The organism is Ciceribacter azotifigens (assembly GCF_048159625.1).
Lineage (GTDB): Bacteria > Pseudomonadota > Alphaproteobacteria > Rhizobiales > Rhizobiaceae > Allorhizobium > Allorhizobium azotifigens.
Window position 1 is genome coordinate 41,581 of the sequence record NZ_JBLQTA010000011.1, and the last position, 15,864, is coordinate 57,444.

Sequence of the window (15,864 nt, forward strand, 5' to 3'; positions counted from 1 at the left end):
TCGCCGTTCATGAAAATGCGGCCTTTTCGATAAACCTTTCGTCAGGGTTAGCGGCCGGTTGTGAGAACTGGTGAACAAATGGTAAACATCGCGCCACTGTCAGGGAGAATCATTGCGATGGACGGAACGGGACTGATCACCGGCGACGACGGGCTCGTGCGCTGCTTCTGGCACGGCAATCTGGAGGATTACCGCCGCTACCACGACGACGAGTGGGGAACGCCGGTCTCCGACGACCGGCGCCTGTTCGAGAAGATCTGTCTGGAAGGGTTCCAGTCCGGGCTCTCTTGGCTCACCATTCTGCGCAAGCGGGAGAACTTCCGTGCCGCCTTTGCCGGCTTCGATTTCGAGAAGGTCGCGCAGTTCGGCGAGGACGACATCGCCCGGCTGCTTGCCGACGCGGGGATCGTACGCCATCGCGGCAAGATCGTTTCGACGATCAACAACGCCGCCCGTGCGATCGAGCTGAAGGCGGAGTTCGGCTCGCTCGCCCGTTATTTCTGGAGCTTCGAGCCCGCCCCCGAGGAACGCCCGGCACGGATGGACTACGCGACGCTCAGGGCGAATCCGACCTCGCCGACCTCGGTGCGGCTCTCGAAGGACCTGCGCAAGCGCGGCTGGACCTTCGTCGGCCCGACGACCGTCTATGCCTTCATGCAGGCCATGGGGCTGGTCAACGACCACATCGAAGGCTGCGTCTGCCGCGGCAGGGTCGAGGCGATGCGCGAGGCCTTCGCCCGCCCGCGCTGACGGCTCACTGCAGGTTCGCCAGCAGGTCCGGCAGCTCGCCGAGATGGGCGATCTCGCGGAAACGCGGCGCCTCGAGCGGCTTTTCCACCTGCTCCAGCACCCAGGTCAGTTCGTGCGGCACGAAGACGCCCCAGGCGCCGGCGGCGATTGCCGGCACCACGTCGGACTTCAGCGAATTGCCGACCATCATCGCCCGGTTCGGGCTGTCGCCGTTGCGGGAGAAGACACGGCGATAGGTGGTCGCCGTCTTGTCGGAGACGATCTCCACCGCGTCGAAGAGTTCGCCGAGGCCCGACTGCGCAAGCTTGCGCTCCTGGTCGAAGAGGTCGCCCTTGGTGACGAGGATCAGATAGTAGTCGCCGGCAAGCCGCTCCAGCGTGTCGCGGGCATGTGGCAGCGTCTCGACCGGATGGCTGAGCAACTCCCGCCCGACCCGGAGGATGTCGTCGATCACCCGTGCCGGCACGCAGCGGTCGGTGATTTCGAGCGCCGTCTCGATCATCGAAAGGGTGAAGCCCTTGATGCCGAAACCGTAATAGGCGAGGTTCCGCTTCTCTGCCTCCAACAGCCGTCCGGAGATGTGCTCGGGCTCGGCAAAGTCGGCAAGCAGAGCGGTGAAATGCTCTTCCGTCAGCCGGTAATACTGTTCGTTCTGCCAGAGCGTGTCATCGGCATCGAAGCCGATGGTGGCGAGAGGTCGCAGGGTCATCGTCGTCAGTCCGTCGCATGGGAATGAAAGCACGCAAGTTTAGACCCGGCCTGTGGCAAAGCAATGGTTTTGCGCGGAAACCCTCCGATCGGAGGGAATGTGGAGGACCGGCCGCAACTTGCTCTGCCGGATTGTCGACTTCCATCGAATGTTCGTGCGGTACGGACAGGGCGCAGGCCGCGGCGAAGTTCAGCGCTTCGGCTGGCATCAGGCGAGCGAAAGCGTTGCCGGCGCCAGCGCCACGTGCAGCTCGTGCGGCATATCCGGAAGGCCTGGGGCATAGCCGAAGTCGAGCTTGAATTCGGTGGTACGGAGCCCCCTGCGGTCGGCATGGGCGTAGAGCATCGAAAAGCCCTTGTAGATATCGCCGAGCGGCCCGCTGTGGACGAGCCGGAGATAGCGCTGCGCCGGCACGACGAGCCTCGTCATGCCTTCCGGTACCTCCGTCGCCGTGGCGGCCATGAAGCCGACGAGTTCGCGATAGACGCCGTTCTCGGTGCCGGTCGAGACCTCCAGGAAGGCCGTCGCCCCGGTGTCGGCGTCGAAGAGCCGGTTCCACGCATCCGGCACCACCCGCGACAACTCGTCGAAGCGTCCTTCCACGGAAATTCCGATGACGACGAGTTCCGGCAATTCGACGAGCTCGATCATGGCGGCCTCCTGAGCTGTTGCTGGCGATCGAAGATCCCGCGGAGCGGGGTGCAAGTCGCGGCGAAGCTATTGCGGCGTCTCAAGCCGGTCAAGCGGTGCGGAGAGGCCGCGAGGATCATTCCGCTTGCCGGTTTTTGCCCAATCCGTTAGAGCAGGCCGCAGCCCAAGACCCGCAATCGCCGGATATGCCCATCATGAACGAAAAGCCCAGGAAACCGCAGAAGCTGAAGGCCCGCCTGCCGCGCGGCTTCGTCGATCGCGAGGCCGCCGACATCCGCGCCGTCAACGAGATGGGGGGCAAGATCCGCGAGGTCTACGAGCGCTACGGTTTCGATCCGGTCGAGACGCCGCTCTTCGAATATACCGATGCGCTCGGCAAGTTCCTGCCCGATGCCGACCGTCCAAACGAGGGCGTCTTCTCCCTGCAGGACGATGACGACCAGTGGATGAGTCTCCGCTATGACCTGACGGCGCCGCTCGCCCGCCACGTGGCGGAGAATTTCCAGGAAATCCAGCTACCTTACCGCACCTATCGCGCCGGTTACGTCTTCCGCAACGAGAAGCCGGGCCCCGGCCGCTTCCGCCAGTTCATGCAGTTCGACGCCGACACCGTCGGCGCGCCGGGCGTCAACGCCGATGCCGAGATGTGCATGATGATGGCCGACACGCTGGAAGCCCTCGGCATCAAGCGTGGCGACTACGTGATCCGGGTGAACAACCGCAAGGTTCTGGACGGCGTGATGGAAGCAATCGGTGTCGGTGGCGACGAGAACGCCGCCCGCCGGCTGACCGTGCTGCGCGCAATCGACAAGCTCGACAAGTTCGGCACTGAAGGTGTCACGCTGCTGCTCGGCGAAGGCCGCAAGGACGAGTCCGGCGACTTCACCAAGGGTGCGGGCCTCGATGCCGACCAGATCGAAAAGGTCCTCTTCTTCGTCTCGATTACTGACTACGCCGAGAGCGCGGTTCATCTCGCAGAACTGGTCGCCGGGACGGAGAAGGGTGCGGAAGGTGTCGATGAACTGAACCTCATCCGGAGCCTCGTGCTGGGTGCCGGCTACGGCCCCGACCGCATCAAGATCGACCCGTCGGTGGTGCGCGGTCTCGAATACTACACCGGCCCGGTCTACGAAGCCGAGCTCACCTTCGACGTCACCAACGAAAAGGGCGAGAAGGTCGTCTTCGGCTCGGTCGGCGGCGGCGGGCGCTATGACGGGCTCGTTTCGCGCTTCATGGGCCAGCCGGTCCCGGCCACGGGCTTCTCGATCGGCGTGTCGCGCCTGATGACGGCCTTGAAGAACCTCGGCAAGCTCGGCGCCGACGAGGTGGTCGCGCCGGTTCTCGTCACCGTCATGGACGGCGATGTCGAGAGCATGGGCCGCTACCAGAAGTTCACGCAGGATCTCCGCAATGCCGGCATCCGCGCCGAAATGTACCAGGGCAACTGGAAGAAGTTCGGCAACCAGCTGAAATATGCCGACCGCCGCGGCGCGCCGATCGCCATCATCCAGGGTGGCGACGAACGCGCGCAAGGCGTGGTGCAGATCAAGGACCTGATCGAGGGCAAGCGCCTCTCCGGCGAGATCACCGACAACGCCGAATGGCGCGAGGCCCGCGTGGCGCAGGAGGTCGTGCCGGAAGCCGACCTCGTCGCCAAGGTAAAAGAGATCCTCGCCGCCCAGGCGGAGGACCGCCGGCGGGCGAAGGGGCTTTAAGTTGTTTCTCCGTCGCTACCCCCCTCTGCCCTGCCGGGCATCTCCCCCTCAAGGGGGGAGATCAATCCGCTGCAGTGGCGGCATGCTCCCGCTGATCTCCCCCCTTGAGGGGGAGATGTCACGAAGTGACAGAGGGGGGTATGTCCCCAATCATGCGGGAGCCAGCCCATGCCCCTGATCAACATGCCGGACTTCGCCGCCGACATTCTTGACGAGTTCGCCGGTCGCGGTGCGGTGCGGGTCGACACGCCGGTCATCCAGCCGGCCGAGCCCTTCCTCGACATGGCCGGCGAGGACCTTCGCCGGCGCATCTTCCTGACCGAGAACGAGCGGGGCGCGAGCCTCTGCCTGCGGCCGGAATTCACCATTCCCGTCTGTCTCCGCCATATCGAGACGGCGACCGGCACGCCGAAGCGCTACGCCTATCTGGGCGAAGTTTTCCGCCAGCGTCGCGAGGGCAGCAACGAGTTCTACCAGGCCGGCATCGAGGATCTCGGCGACACCGCGATCGCGCGCGCCGACGCCCGTGCGATCGGCGATGCCTGGGGTGTCCTGACCCGCCTTCTGCCGCAGCGCCGCCTTTCGGTCGTGCTCGGCGACCAGGCGGTGTTCGAGGCGGTGGTCAAGGCGCTCGGCCTGCCCGGCGGCTGGCAGAAGCGGCTGATCCACGCCTTCGGCAACAGCGAGCAGATCGAGCAGCTGTTGCGCAAGCTTGCGAGCCCCAACCATGTGCAGGGCCTCGATCCCGTCGTCGCGAACCTCGTGGCGAACGGCGACGAGGCCGCACTGATCGCCCATATCGATGCCACCATGCAGGCGACCGGCTATTCCACCAATGCCAGCCGCTCGCCGGTCGAGATCGCCGCACGGCTCAAGGAGAAGCTGGCGCTCGCCGAGACGCGGCTCGACGGCGCGGCACTGCTGCTCCTGCGTGAGTTCCTGTCGCTCGAACTGCCGCTTTCGGAAGCCTCCGGCGCGCTTGCCGGTTTCGCCGATGCTGCCGGCCTGACGCTCGGGTCGGCGCTGTCGCGCTTCGACGAGCGGGTCGCGGCGCTGGCCGAGGCCGGGCTGGACCTGACGACGATCACCTATCGCGCCGCCTTCGGGCGCCCGCTCGACTATTATACCGGCCTCGTCTTCGAGATCGCCGCCGAAGGTTCGCCGGCCGTGCTCGCCGGCGGCGGTCGCTTCGACCGGCTGCTGACGCTGCTCGGTGCGGAAAGCCATATCCCGGCCGTCGGCTTCTCGCTGTGGCTTGACCGGATCGAGGCGGCGAGGGCTGACGCGGCGGTCCGAAAAGTGGAGTCCGGTTTTCGGGCGGAACCGCCGCGCGAAGAAAAGAGCGGAGCATGACCATCACGATTGCACTCCCCTCCAAGGGCCGGATGAAGGACGACGCCTCGGCGATCTTCGAGAAGGCCGGCATGAAGATCGTCGCCGTCGGCAATGACCGTTCCTATCGCGGCCGTGTCGAAGGCTTCGATGACGTCGAGATCGCCTTCCTCTCGGCCTCGGAAATTTCCCGCGAGATTGGCAACGGCACCGTCGATTTCGGCATCACCGGCGAGGACCTGATCCGCGAAGGGCTGGCGGAGGCCGACAAGCGCGTCGAGTTTTGCGCCCGCCTCGGCTTCGGCCATGCCGATGTCGTCGTCGCCGTGCCGGAAATCTGGCTCGACGTCGACAGCATGGCCGATCTCGGCGACGTCGCCGCCGATTTCCGCACCCGCCACGGCCGGCGGCTCACCATCGCGACGAAGTACTGGCGGCTGACGCAGCAGTTCTTCTCGAGCCAGCACGGCATCCAGCTCTACCGCATCGTCGAGAGCCTCGGCGCGACGGAAGGGGCGCCCGCTGCCGGCCAGGCGGACATCATCGTCGACATCACCTCGACCGGTTCGACGCTCAGGGCGAACCATCTGAAGATCCTTTCCGACGGCGTGATCCTGAAATCCGAGGCCTGTCTCGTCAGGGCAAGAAAGCCCGTGCACGAAGGCGGTCCCCGGATCGCCGAGATCGTCGGCGCCGTCCGCGCGGTCCTGTGAGGCGGCGATGAGCGACGCGGAGCGGGTGATCGGTCTCTATGAGCGCCACGCCCGCGCCTTCGATGCGCTCCGCTCGAAACACCTGTTTGAAAAGCGCTGGCTCGACCGTTTCGCCGGGCAATTGCCGCCCGGTTCTTCGGTGCTCGACCTCGGCTGCGGTTCTGGCGAGCCGATGGCTGCTGATCTTATCGCTCGCCGCCTCCTCGTCACCGGTGTGGACAGCTCGCCGACGCTGATCGGTCTCTGCCGGGCGCGTTTTCCCGCCGGGGAATGGCGGGTCGCCGACATGCGCCATCTGGCGCTCGGGCGGACGTTCGATGCGCTTCTCGCCTGGCACAGCTTCTTTCATCTGACGCCCGACGAGCAGCGCGACATGTTTCCGCTCTTTGCCCGTCATGCGGCCGAAGGCGCGATGCTGATGTTCACCTCCGGCCCGCACGAGGGCATTGCCGTCGGCACCTTCGAGGGCGAGCCGCTCTACCATGCGAGCCTCGGACCCGAGGAATATCGCCGGCTTCTCGACGCGAACGGGTTCGCCGTCGTCGATCACGTGGCGGAAGACCCGGACTGCGGCGGGGCGACGATCTGGCTGGCACGACGGGTCATCTGAACGCAAGAACCCGCCGGATCACTCCGGCGGGTTCTTTCATTAGGGCAGGGGTGCTTGACGTATCAGGCGATCGCGTAGGCGCCGCGGCGGGCGTCAAGCGAGTAGGCGCCGGGGCCGAAGGTGGCGAGCACGATATACGCGCCGGCGAGCGTGATGTTCTTCATCATCATGATCTGGTTGAGGACAGTCAGCCAGCCGTTGGCGGCAGCCGGGAAGTCCGGAACGTTGATCGCAGACCCGTGGAAGACGACGCCGGTGAAGACGCAGAAGGCGGCGAGCAGCCAGCCGGCGATCCGGGTCTGGTAGCCGACGAGGACGGCAAGGCCGGCGACGAGTTCGAATAAGCCGGCGAGGTAGGCGAGTGCGCTGGCTGCGGGCAGGCCGGCGCCGGTGATCATGCCGGCGGTGGCGCTCGGATCGGCGAGCTTGCCGAAGCCGGAATAGATGAAGATGAAGGACAAGAGGACGCGGCCGAGAAGGATGGCCAGATTGTTGGCGTTCGACATGAAAGGCTCCTGTTTGCGTGCGCCTGCATGCAGGCGGTCAATGACGATTTCGCGAACCTTTTCTCACGCATCCATTGTTGCGGATAGATGCACAATTCTTGACTGTTCGTTCAAGAATAGAAAACAACGAGGAGCACGGCGGGTCGCCGCTTCCTGTCTCAGGCGTAGATGCTGGCCGGAAGCGCCGGTGCCAGCCGGAACCGCGGGAACATGAAGACACCGCAGATACTGCCCGCGACGCCGCCCTCTACTCCTGTCGTCTCGGCAATGCAGAAAACGGGCTGGCGATACTCGTCGTCGGAGACAATCGTCGTCGAATAGCAGAAGGTCGACGAAACGGTCGCGGCCTGCTCGAACAGGTCGAGGACATGCGCCCGGTCGTGGGCATCGTAGCAGCGAGTCATGTTGAGCAGCCCGCATTCCGGCCCATCCAATCCGTGCAGGACCGTCGCGCGGTCGCCGAGACGGATGATTCCGTTGGCGAGATCGCCGGTCCAGGATTCGGAAACGGTGAACCGTGAGAAGCTGTCGGCATCGCCGCCGCCCGTCTGCAAGTGCGGCATGGGATCTACAGCGAGGGTGGTTCTGGCAATCTTAAACAAGGCATTCCCCAAAGTCGAAGCCGATGGCTGAGGGCCGGTCTCGGGTTCAGTTTCGGTCAGTGTGGCTTAAGCTACGCTTCGGTCGGGACCGGCAGATTGCCGCGCCCGTCCAGGGCGCCAGAACGGAGACGTCCGGAACTAACGCTTCCGGCGAATCTGTCGTGCATATTATCTCTTTCTTAAGGACAGGCAATATCGAGACAGGAGCCGCGTACTCCACTCCGCCTTGTGCAGGTTCTCCGGAAAATCTGTCCAAAGATGAACAGTAAAGCCGATGTAGAGATGGGGTCAAACTGTCCCGTTATGGGACAGTTCTCACGAAGCGATATAAATTTTGCAGAATTTCCGCAAATGGAATCTTTAATCTTGACGCCCCCGAGGTGACTTTTTGCGGCCAAACATCCGGAGAGGCGAAAACGGGCTCGCGGCGGCGGCACTTCTTCAATCAAGACCGATCGGGAGTGGAGAGGGGCGTGCTCCGCCCGGTTGCCAAAGGATCGTCGAGCCCGTCCCTGCGGTGATTCATCCAACGCAAAAGGGCGACCCGAAGGCCGCCCTTTCGTCAAATCCCGGTGAGGGGATGGCTCACATCATGTCCATGCCGCCCCTTCTGCGCGTTTATCGCGCTGAAGCAGAAAGAAAGCATGGGCGGCCAACGCAAAAGGGCGACCCGAAGGCCGCCCTTTCGTCCAATCCCGGTGAGGGGATGGATCACATCATGTCCATGCCGCCCCTTCTGCGCGCTTGTCGCGCTGAAGCAGCAAGAAAGCATGGGCGGCCAACGCAAAAGGGCGACCCGAAGGCCGCCCTTTCGTCAATCCCGGTGAGGGGATGGATCACATCATGTCCATGCCGCCCCTTCTGCGCGCTTGTCGCGCTGAAGCAGCAAGAATGCATGGGCGGCAAACGCAAAAGGGCGACCCGAAGGCCGCCCTTTCGTCAAATCCCGGTGAGGGGATGGATCACATCATGTCCATGCCGCCCCTTCTGCGCGCTTGTCGCGCTGGAGCAGCAAGCATGCATGGGTGGCAAACGCAAAAGGGCGACCCGAAGGCCGCCCGTTCGTCAAATCCCGGTGAGGGGATGGATCACATCATGTCCATGCCGCCCATGCCGCCCATGCCGCCCGGCATGCCAGCCGGAGCGTCCTTCTTCGGCAGTTCGGCGATCATGGCTTCGGTGGTGACCAGCAGGCCGGCAACCGAAGCTGCGTCCTGGAGAGCCGTGCGAACGACCTTGACCGGGTCGACGATACCCATGGCGATCATGTCGCCATATTCGCCGGTCTGGGCGTTGTAGCCGAAGTTGTCGTTGTCCTTTTCGAGGATCTTGCCGACCACGATGGAGGCTTCGTCACCGGCGTTCTCGGCGATCTGGCGGGCCGGAGCCTGCAGAGCGCGACGAACGATGCTGATGCCGGCTTCCTGGTCCTGGTTGACACCCTTGACGGTGATCTTCGCGGACGAACGCAGCAGAGCCACGCCACCGCCGGGCACGATGCCTTCCTGGACAGCAGCGCGGGTCGCGTTGAGCGCGTCGTCGATGCGGTCCTTCTTTTCCTTCACTTCGACTTCCGTCGAGCCGCCGACGCGGATGACGGCAACGCCACCAGCGAGCTTGGCAAGGCGTTCCTGCAGCTTCTCGCGGTCGTAGTCGGAGGTGGTTTCCTCGATCTGGGCCTTGATCTGGCCGACGCGGCCTTCGATGTCGGACTTCTGGCCGGCACCGTCGACGATCGTGGTGTTTTCCTTGGAGATCGAGACCTTCTTGGCGCGGCCGAGCATGTCGAGGGTGACGTTCTCGAGCTTGATGCCGAGGTCTTCGGAGATGACCGTACCGCCGGTGAGGATCGCGATGTCTTCCAGCATGGCCTTGCGGCGATCGCCGAAGCCCGGAGCCTTGACGGCAGCGATCTTCAGGCCGCCACGCAGCTTGTTGACGACGAGGGTGGCGAGAGCTTCGCCTTCGACGTCTTCAGCGATGATGACGAGCGGCTTGCCGGTCTGGACGACGGCTTCGAGAACCGGGAGCATAGCCTGGAGGTTCGAGAGCTTCTTCTCGTGCAGGAGAATGTAAGCGTCTTCGAGGTCGGCGATCATCTTTTCCGGGTTGGTGACGAAGTAGGGCGACAGGTAGCCGCGGTCGAACTGCATGCCTTCGACGACTTCGAGTTCGGTTTCGGCGGTCTTGGCTTCTTCGACCGTGATCACGCCTTCATTGCCAACCTTCTGCATTGCTTCTGCAATGTCGAGACCGATCTGGCGTTCGCCGTTGGCGGAAATGGTACCGACCTGGGCAACTTCTTCGGAAGTGTTGATCTTCTTGGCCTTGGCCTGGAGATCCTTGACGACTTCGGCGACGGCGAGGTCGATACCGCGCTTCAGGTCCATCGGGTTCATGCCGGCGGCAACGGCCTTGGCGCCTTCGCGAACGATGGCCTGGGCGAGAACGGTTGCCGTGGTGGTGCCGTCACCGGCGATGTCGTTGGTCTTCGAAGCGACTTCGCGGACCATCTGGGCGCCCATGTTCTCGAACTTGTCTTCGAGTTCGATTTCCTTGGCGACCGAAACACCGTCCTTGGTGATGCGCGGAGCGCCGAAGGACTTGTCAATGATGACGTTGCGGCCCTTCGGACCGAGCGTGACCTTCACTGCATCGGCGAGGATGTCGACGCCGCGCAGCATCTTCTCGCGCGCAGTACGGCCGAACTTGATATCTTTAGCTGCCATTTTTCAAAACTCCCGGGCTTTGGCCCACTGGTGAATTGTCGTTATTGCGGGAAATGGAGGACCGGCCGATCAGCCGATGACGCCCATGATGTCGGCTTCCTTCATGATGAGGAGGTCGACGCCGTCGAGCTTGACTTCGGTGCCGGACCACTTGCCGAACAGGACGCGATCGCCGACCTTGACGTCGAGCGCAACGACCTTGCCGTGCTCGTCGCGGGCACCGGGGCCGACGGCGACGACTTCGCCTTCAGCGGGCTTTTCCTTGGCGGTGTCGGGAATGATGATCCCGCCCTTGGTCTTTTCTTCGGATTCCACGCGGCGAACGACGACGCGGTCATGAAGCGGACGGAATTTGGTGTTTGCCATTGTCTAATCCCTCGATCAAATGACATCTACGGGACGGGAACCGCCCGTATCGATATGATTAGCACTCGCATTTGGTGAGTGCTAGCGTGACCGATTTAGGGAGCGTGCCGAGGGGAGTCAAGAACCGCTCCGAAAAAAGCGGAGCGACTTTCGAAAATGCTTTCGAAACCAGTTAATAGGGGCGGGTGAGCCGGGCGGATGCCCGGCCTTTTTCTCGTTCGCCTCAGATGGCGAGCCCCGCATAGGTGCCGAACTCGGCGACGATGCCACGCTCGGACATGAAGGCCTTCGGGTCGAAGTCGATCGCACCGTAGAACTCGGCGACCTTCGCCTTGGCGTCGGCAAGCGCCTTCTGGCTTTCCCACTCGACGATGGTGACGATGTGCACGGTTTCGCCGCCGTCGGCAATGGCCACCTTGTTGTAGAGGCAGCCGGGCAGCGTCTCGAAATAGCCGTGGATGATGGCAAGGCGATCCTCGAGTGCGAGGCGGTGATCCGCGGGGCAGGTCATGCGGTCGACGCGGAAGATGGAGGTGCGGCTCTTGGTCAGGGTCATGACGTTCATTTTCGGGGTCCTGAATATTGTTTTGCTGACAACGATGGGAGGATCGGACCTCAACCAATGTTGAGGTCAATAGGGTTTCGCAATTTTTCGGATGAGCGCGGTTGCCCCGACCGCAGAATGGCTTACGCTCGGCCGCAAAGCCGCGCTCGCGTCTTCGCAAAACTGTCGGAGAAGCATGATAGGGCTCGCCGGATTTGGGCGTGCACAAGGAGGGAAAGGCTTGGAAGCGGCAAAGGACTGGACGGAAGGGCCGCGGCCGGCATTCTCCGAGTTCGTCTCGGCCTTCGCGACGATCGGCGTCCTGAGCTTCGGCGGGCCCGCTGCACAGATCGGCCTCATGCACCGCATCGCCGTCGACGAGAAGCGGTGGATCTCCGAGGAGCGCTTCCTGCATGCGCTGAACTACTGCATGCTGCTGCCGGGACCCGAAGCGCAGCAGCTCGCGACCTATATCGGCTGGCTGCTGCACGGCGTCCGCGGCGGCATGGTCGCCGGGCTGCTCTTCGTGCTGCCGGGTCTTGCCGTGATCGTCGGCCTGTCGGCCGCCTACGCGCTCTATCAGGAAACGACCTGGCTCGCCGGCTTGTTCTTCGGCCTGAAGGCCGCCGTCCTGGCGATCGTCGTCGAGGCGGTGATCCGCATCGGCCGCCGGGCATTGAAGAACCGCTTTCATCGCCTTGTGGCACTCGTGGCCTTCCTCTCGCTTTTCCTGTTCTCAGTACCGTTTCCGCTGGTGGTGTTGATCGCTGGTCTGGCTGGCTTCCTGGTCGCACGTGCCGGGCCGGCCGTTCCGGCCTCTATCACGGAAGCCCTTGTGTCGGAGGAGCGCCGCATGCCGGACGGCGGATTTCTGTCGGGCCGAAGCCTGCTCGTGCTCCTCTTCTGGATCGCGGTGTGGCAGGCGCCGTTGCTCCTGCTCTCGACCGGCGCCCTCGGCGGCGCTTTATCCGCGGTCTTCGCCTTCTTCTCGAAGATGGCGCTCGTCACCTTCGGCGGCGCCTATGCCGTGCTCGCTTATGTCGCGCAGGTGGCCGTCGAAACGCACCACTGGCTGAAACCCGGCGAGATGCTCGACGGTCTGGCGCTCGCCGAAACGACGCCGGGGCCGCTGGTGCTCGTTCTCTCCTTCGTCGGCTTCCTCGCCGGCTATCGCGATCCCGGCATGGTCGGAGCCTTTCCGGCCGGTGTGCTCGGCGCGCTGCTCACCGCCTGGGCCACCTTCGTGCCGAGCTTCATCTGGATTTTCGCCGGTGCCCCCTATATCGAACGGCTGCGCGGCAACCGGCTGCTGACCGGGGCGCTTTCGGCGATCACCGCCGCCGTCGTCGGCGTGATCCTCAATCTCGCCGTCTGGTTCGCCCTACATGTTCTCTTCGCCGAGGTGCGCCGGTTTGTGTTCTGGCGGGGCTTCGGAGGACAGGGCCTCGACGGTGCGCCGGGCGTCTTTTCCGTCTCGATCAGCCTACCGGACCCGGCGACGCTCGATCCGGCGGCCCTCGCCGTCTCGCTTCTGTCGGCGCTTCTCATCTTCCGGTTCGGATTCGGCATCGGCCGGGTGCTTGTCGTGGCGGCCGCGCTCGGCCTCGCATTGCGGCTCTTCGTCTCCTGAGTGTCGGCTTGAAGAACGCGCTGACCGGGCATATTTCCGCAAGCGTCTGCAAATCCCCTTGCCTTGCCGGCTCTCCTTTGCGATGTCAGCCGGGACCATTTTCCACGACAGGACCGAGGAATGCCCGAACACATTTCCAGCTTGAGCGACGTCAGCGACCGTTACGACGTGATCCTCTGCGACGTCTGGGGCGTGCTGCACAACGGCGTCGACGCCTTTCCCTCGGCCTCGGAGGCGCTGACCGAAGCGCGTGGCAAGGGCTTGTCCGTCGTGCTGATCACCAATTCCCCGCGTCCCTCGCCCGGTGTCATCAGCCAGTTGAAGACCATCGGCGTCGCCGATACCGCCTATGACCGGATCATCACCTCCGGCGACGTCACCCGCAAGCTGATCGCCGAGGGCCCGTCGAAGGTCTTCTTTCTCGGGCCTGACCGTGATCTCTCGCTCCTCGACGGACTTCATGTCGAGGCGGTCGCGCAGGACGCGGCGCAAGCGATCGTCTGCACCGGCTTCTTCGACGACGAGACCGAGGTGCCGGAAGACTATCACGACATGCTGACGGCCTTCTCCGCCCGCGGGCTGCCGCTCATCTGCGCCAATCCGGACCTGATCGTCGAGCGCGGGGCGCGGATGATTCCCTGCGCCGGCGCGGTCGCCGCCTATTACGAGCAGCTCGGCGGCAAGACGCGGATCGCCGGCAAGCCACACCGTCCGATCTACGAGGCCGCCCTTGCCGCCGCCCGCGAACAGCGCGGCGCCGATTTCCCGGTCTCGCGCGTTCTGGCGATCGGCGACGGGCTGCCGACCGACGTGCGCGGCGCACTCGATGCCGGCCTCGACCTTCTCTATGTGAGCGGCGGCATCCATGCCGGCGAATATACCGTCAGCGGCCGCACCGACGAGGCGATCCTGAAGGCCTATCTCGCCCGCGAGAAGGTGGCGCCGAATTGGTGGATGCAGAGGCTCGCCTGACGCGAGGTTAGTTCGCAGGGACAACGCATGACCGTCTTTCACCGCAACGAGAAGAAGAAGCCTCTGCCGGAAAAGTTGAAGGGCGGCGTTGTCGCCATCGGCAATTTCGACGGCGTGCACCGCGGCCATCAGAGCGTCTTGAGTCGCGCGCTCGATCTCGCGAAGAGCCGCAACGTCCCGGCGCTGGTGCTCACCTTCGAACCGCATCCGCGGACCGTCTTCAACCCGGAGAAGCCCGTCTTCCGGTTGACGCCTGCGCCGCTGCGCGCCCGCATCCTCGAAGCGATGGGCTTTCACTCGGTCATCGAATATCCCTTCGACCGGGAGTTTTCCCAGCGCTCCGCCGACGACTTCGTGAACGCGGTCCTGATCGGTTGGCTCGGCGCGAGCGAGGTCGTGACCGGCTTCGATTTCCACTTCGGCAGGGGCAGGGAAGGCGGCCCGGCCTTCCTGATGGAGGCTGGACGGACGAACGGTTTCGGCGTCACCCTGATCGACGCCTTCCGCGACGAGAACGCCGAAGTCGTCTCGTCGAGCCGTATCCGCGCCCGCCTCGGCGATGGCGATGTTTCGGAGGCTGCGGGCCTACTCGGTTACCGCTACACCGTTGAAGCCGAGGTGATCGGCGGCCAGAAGCTCGGCCGCACCTTAGGTTACCCGACCGCCAACATGGCGCTGCCGCCCGAAACGGAACTGAAGCCCGGCATCTATGCCGTCCGCCTGCGCCGCGCCGACGGTTCGCTGCATGACGGCGTGGCGAGTTTCGGCTACCGCCCGACCGTCACCGAGGACGGCGCGCCGTTGCTCGAAACCTTCGTCTTCGATTTCTCCGCCGATCTCTACGGCGAGGTCTGCGCCGTCTCCTTCTTCGGGCGCCTGCGCGACGAACTGAAGTTCGCCGGTCTCGAACCGTTGGTCGCGCAGATCCTCCGCGACGAGGAGGAGACGCGGGCGCTGCTTGCCGGCGTGCAGCCGATCAGCGCGCTCGATCGCAAGATCGCCTTCTGAAACCTCTTCTTTTCTGCGTTTTGCCCGGGCGCTGCAAAAGCGTTTCCGCGCGATCCCCGGAAATATAAGGAAATTTCTATATCACGGCCGCCGCGACCGATAGAGTCCGGCTATTCTCGCCGCCAGCCTCCCAGGATCGATTGCATGACCGAATTCACCCCCTACCTCTCCTTTGCCGGCGGCCTGCTGATCGGCCTTGCCGCCGTTCTGCTGATGGCGTTCTGGGGGCGGATCGCTGGCATGTCGGCGATCGTCATCGGCGTCTTCCCGCCGCTTGCCGCCGATTGGGGCTGGCGGGTCGCCTTTCTCGGCGGTGCGATCGGCGCGCCGGCGCTCCTGCAGGCCACCGGCCATACGGTGAGCTTCTCGGCGCCGCTCTCGCTTGCCGCCCTCGTCGTCGGCGGCGTGGTGACGGGCCTCGGCGTCACCTTCGGCTCCGGCTGCACCTCCGGCCACGGCGTCTGCGGGCTGGCAAGGCTCTCGCCGCGCTCGATCGCCGCGACGGCGAGCTTCATGGCGGCCGCCTTCGTCACCGTCTTCCTGCTCCGCCACGTATTCTGAGGATTGTCGTGATGAAATATCTCGCCGCGCTCCTCATCGGCGCCGTCTTCGGCCTCGGCATCGTGCTTTCCGGGATGGCCGATCCGTCCAAGGTGATGAACTTCTTCGATCTCGCCGGCACCTGGGATCCGAGCCTCGCCTTCGTCATGGCGGGGGCTCTCCTGGTCACCGCGCCCGGCTATGCGCTCCTGCAGCGCCGGCGCAAAAAGCCGGTCTTCGATACGCGCTTCCATATCCCGGCCCGCGGCCGCATCGACGGCCGGCTGATCGGCGGCTCGCTCCTCTTCGGCATCGGCTGGGGGATCGCCGGCTTCTGCCCCGGCGGCTCCATTCCCGCGCTCGGCCTCGGCCATCGGGAAGCCTATGTCTTCCTCGTGGCCATGGTCGCCGGCATGCTGATCGCGCGCCGTCTCCTCGACATGAAGGTCTTCACGCTCGCCGAGCGGCCGGCGTGAAGCATTTGCCG

Annotated in this window: 17 protein-coding genes; 10 read left to right on the top strand and 7 right to left on the bottom strand. The window is 64.4% G+C overall.

What is annotated here, in order from left to right; translation table 11 throughout:
• Positions 1-117 precede the first annotated feature (117 nt).
• Entirely contained in the window at positions 118-750 is a 633-nt protein-coding gene (locus ACM6UT_RS15790) for a DNA-3-methyladenine glycosylase I (RefSeq protein WP_416798299.1), read from the top strand.
• 4 nt (positions 751-754) lie between these two features.
• On the opposite strand, the gene ACM6UT_RS15795 is transcribed toward ACM6UT_RS15790, so the two are convergent.
• Together ACM6UT_RS15795 and ACM6UT_RS15800 are read right to left on the bottom strand one after the other, a co-directional pair.
• Positions 755-1,459 (bottom strand): HAD family hydrolase, encoded by a 705-nt coding sequence (locus tag ACM6UT_RS15795; protein WP_416798300.1) that lies wholly within the window; start codon positions 1,457-1,459, stop codon positions 755-757.
• Positions 1,460-1,666: 207 nt separating this feature from the next.
• Positions 1,667-2,110, bottom strand: coding sequence for a GyrI-like domain-containing protein (locus tag ACM6UT_RS15800; protein ID WP_416798301.1), 444 nt, complete (start codon positions 2,108-2,110; stop codon positions 1,667-1,669).
• 194 nt (positions 2,111-2,304) lie between these two features.
• On the opposite strand from ACM6UT_RS15800, the gene hisS reads away from it, so the two are divergent.
• The 4 genes from hisS (at position 2,305) to ACM6UT_RS15820 (ending at position 6,480) form a co-directional block, all read left to right on the top strand.
• Entirely contained in the window at positions 2,305-3,825 is a 1,521-nt protein-coding gene (gene hisS / locus ACM6UT_RS15805) for a histidine--tRNA ligase (RefSeq protein WP_416798302.1), read from the top strand.
• Between the two features lie 168 nt (positions 3,826-3,993).
• Positions 3,994-5,178 (top strand): ATP phosphoribosyltransferase regulatory subunit, encoded by a 1,185-nt coding sequence (locus ACM6UT_RS15810; protein ID WP_416798303.1) that lies wholly within the window; start codon positions 3,994-3,996, stop codon positions 5,176-5,178.
• On the top strand, positions 5,175-5,870 hold the full coding sequence (hisG, locus tag ACM6UT_RS15815; RefSeq protein WP_416798304.1) for an ATP phosphoribosyltransferase: 696 nt from the start codon (positions 5,175-5,177) through the stop codon (positions 5,868-5,870). Before ACM6UT_RS15810 ends, hisG begins: the two co-directional genes overlap by 4 nt.
• A gap of 7 nt (positions 5,871-5,877) precedes the next feature.
• Entirely contained in the window at positions 5,878-6,480 is a 603-nt protein-coding gene (locus ACM6UT_RS15820; protein ID WP_416798305.1) for a class I SAM-dependent methyltransferase, read from the top strand.
• A gap of 62 nt (positions 6,481-6,542) precedes the next feature.
• Here the strand turns inward: ACM6UT_RS15820 and ACM6UT_RS15825 are convergent, their stop codons facing one another.
• The 5 genes from ACM6UT_RS15825 to ACM6UT_RS15845 all read right to left on the bottom strand — a co-directional run bounded on the left by ACM6UT_RS15825 (position 6,543) and on the right by ACM6UT_RS15845 (position 11,248).
• Positions 6,543-6,986 carry a DoxX family protein gene (locus ACM6UT_RS15825; protein ID WP_416798306.1) on the bottom strand — a complete coding sequence of 148 codons (444 nt, stop codon included), beginning with the start codon at positions 6,984-6,986 and terminating at the stop codon, positions 6,543-6,545.
• Positions 6,987-7,144: 158 nt separating this feature from the next.
• Positions 7,145-7,549, bottom strand: a complete 405-nt coding sequence (locus ACM6UT_RS15830; protein ID WP_416798307.1) for a hypothetical protein — start codon at positions 7,547-7,549, stop codon at positions 7,145-7,147.
• Between the two features lie 1,127 nt (positions 7,550-8,676).
• Positions 8,677-10,317, bottom strand: a complete 1,641-nt coding sequence (gene groL / locus ACM6UT_RS15835) for a chaperonin GroEL (protein ID WP_416798308.1) — start codon at positions 10,315-10,317, stop codon at positions 8,677-8,679.
• A 69-nt stretch (positions 10,318-10,386) separates the two neighbouring features.
• Positions 10,387-10,683, bottom strand: a complete 297-nt coding sequence (gene groES, locus ACM6UT_RS15840) for a co-chaperone GroES (protein WP_114362633.1) — start codon at positions 10,681-10,683, stop codon at positions 10,387-10,389.
• Positions 10,684-10,906: 223 nt separating this feature from the next.
• On the bottom strand, positions 10,907-11,248 hold the full coding sequence (locus tag ACM6UT_RS15845; RefSeq protein WP_416798309.1) for a hypothetical protein: 342 nt from the start codon (positions 11,246-11,248) through the stop codon (positions 10,907-10,909).
• A 175-nt stretch (positions 11,249-11,423) separates the two neighbouring features.
• Here ACM6UT_RS15845 and chrA point away from each other — a divergent pair, with 175 nt between their 5' ends.
• The 5 genes from chrA (at position 11,424) to ACM6UT_RS15870 (ending at position 15,853) form a co-directional block, all read left to right on the top strand.
• A complete protein-coding gene (chrA, locus tag ACM6UT_RS15850; protein ID WP_416798310.1) occupies positions 11,424-12,857 on the top strand; it encodes a chromate efflux transporter in 1,434 nt (477 codons plus the stop codon).
• A gap of 120 nt (positions 12,858-12,977) precedes the next feature.
• The gene (locus tag ACM6UT_RS15855) at positions 12,978-13,829 is read left to right on the top strand and encodes a TIGR01459 family HAD-type hydrolase (RefSeq protein ID WP_416798311.1); all 852 of its coding nucleotides are present in this window, start codon (positions 12,978-12,980) and stop codon (positions 13,827-13,829) included.
• A 27-nt stretch (positions 13,830-13,856) separates the two neighbouring features.
• Entirely contained in the window at positions 13,857-14,837 is a 981-nt protein-coding gene (locus ACM6UT_RS15860) for a bifunctional riboflavin kinase/FAD synthetase (protein ID WP_416798312.1), read from the top strand.
• Between the two features lie 144 nt (positions 14,838-14,981).
• On the top strand, positions 14,982-15,398 hold the full coding sequence (locus tag ACM6UT_RS15865) for a YeeE/YedE family protein (RefSeq protein ID WP_416798313.1): 417 nt from the start codon (positions 14,982-14,984) through the stop codon (positions 15,396-15,398).
• Positions 15,399-15,409: 11 nt separating this feature from the next.
• A complete protein-coding gene (locus ACM6UT_RS15870; protein ID WP_416798314.1) occupies positions 15,410-15,853 on the top strand; it encodes a DUF6691 family protein in 444 nt (147 codons plus the stop codon).
• Positions 15,854-15,864 lie beyond the last annotated feature (11 nt).

Coding starts and splice junctions, on each gene's coding strand:
- ACM6UT_RS15870 (WP_416798314.1), top strand. CDS start 15,410: ATGAAATATCTCGCCGCGCTCCTCATCGGCGCCGTCTTCGGCCTCGGC.
- ACM6UT_RS15865 (WP_416798313.1), top strand. CDS start 14,982: ATGACCGAATTCACCCCCTACCTCTCCTTTGCCGGCGGCCTGCTGATC.
- hisG (WP_416798304.1), top strand. CDS start 5,175: ATGACCATCACGATTGCACTCCCCTCCAAGGGCCGGATGAAGGACGAC.
- ACM6UT_RS15820 (WP_416798305.1), top strand. CDS start 5,878: ATGAGCGACGCGGAGCGGGTGATCGGTCTCTATGAGCGCCACGCCCGC.
- ACM6UT_RS15810 (WP_416798303.1), top strand. CDS start 3,994: ATGCCCCTGATCAACATGCCGGACTTCGCCGCCGACATTCTTGACGAG.
- ACM6UT_RS15800 (WP_416798301.1), bottom strand. CDS start 2,110: ATGATCGAGCTCGTCGAATTGCCGGAACTCGTCGTCATCGGAATTTCC.
- chrA (WP_416798310.1), top strand. CDS start 11,424: ATGATAGGGCTCGCCGGATTTGGGCGTGCACAAGGAGGGAAAGGCTTG.
- ACM6UT_RS15855 (WP_416798311.1), top strand. CDS start 12,978: ATGCCCGAACACATTTCCAGCTTGAGCGACGTCAGCGACCGTTACGAC.
- ACM6UT_RS15790 (WP_416798299.1), top strand. CDS start 118: ATGGACGGAACGGGACTGATCACCGGCGACGACGGGCTCGTGCGCTGC.
- ACM6UT_RS15795 (WP_416798300.1), bottom strand. CDS start 1,459: ATGACCCTGCGACCTCTCGCCACCATCGGCTTCGATGCCGATGACACG.
- ACM6UT_RS15825 (WP_416798306.1), bottom strand. CDS start 6,986: ATGTCGAACGCCAACAATCTGGCCATCCTTCTCGGCCGCGTCCTCTTG.
- ACM6UT_RS15830 (WP_416798307.1), bottom strand. CDS start 7,549: ATGCCGCACTTGCAGACGGGCGGCGGCGATGCCGACAGCTTCTCACGG.
- groL (WP_416798308.1), bottom strand. CDS start 10,317: ATGGCAGCTAAAGATATCAAGTTCGGCCGTACTGCGCGCGAGAAGATG.
- groES (WP_114362633.1), bottom strand. CDS start 10,683: ATGGCAAACACCAAATTCCGTCCGCTTCATGACCGCGTCGTCGTTCGC.
- ACM6UT_RS15860 (WP_416798312.1), top strand. CDS start 13,857: ATGACCGTCTTTCACCGCAACGAGAAGAAGAAGCCTCTGCCGGAAAAG.
- ACM6UT_RS15845 (WP_416798309.1), bottom strand. CDS start 11,248: ATGAACGTCATGACCCTGACCAAGAGCCGCACCTCCATCTTCCGCGTC.
- hisS (WP_416798302.1), top strand. CDS start 2,305: ATGAACGAAAAGCCCAGGAAACCGCAGAAGCTGAAGGCCCGCCTGCCG.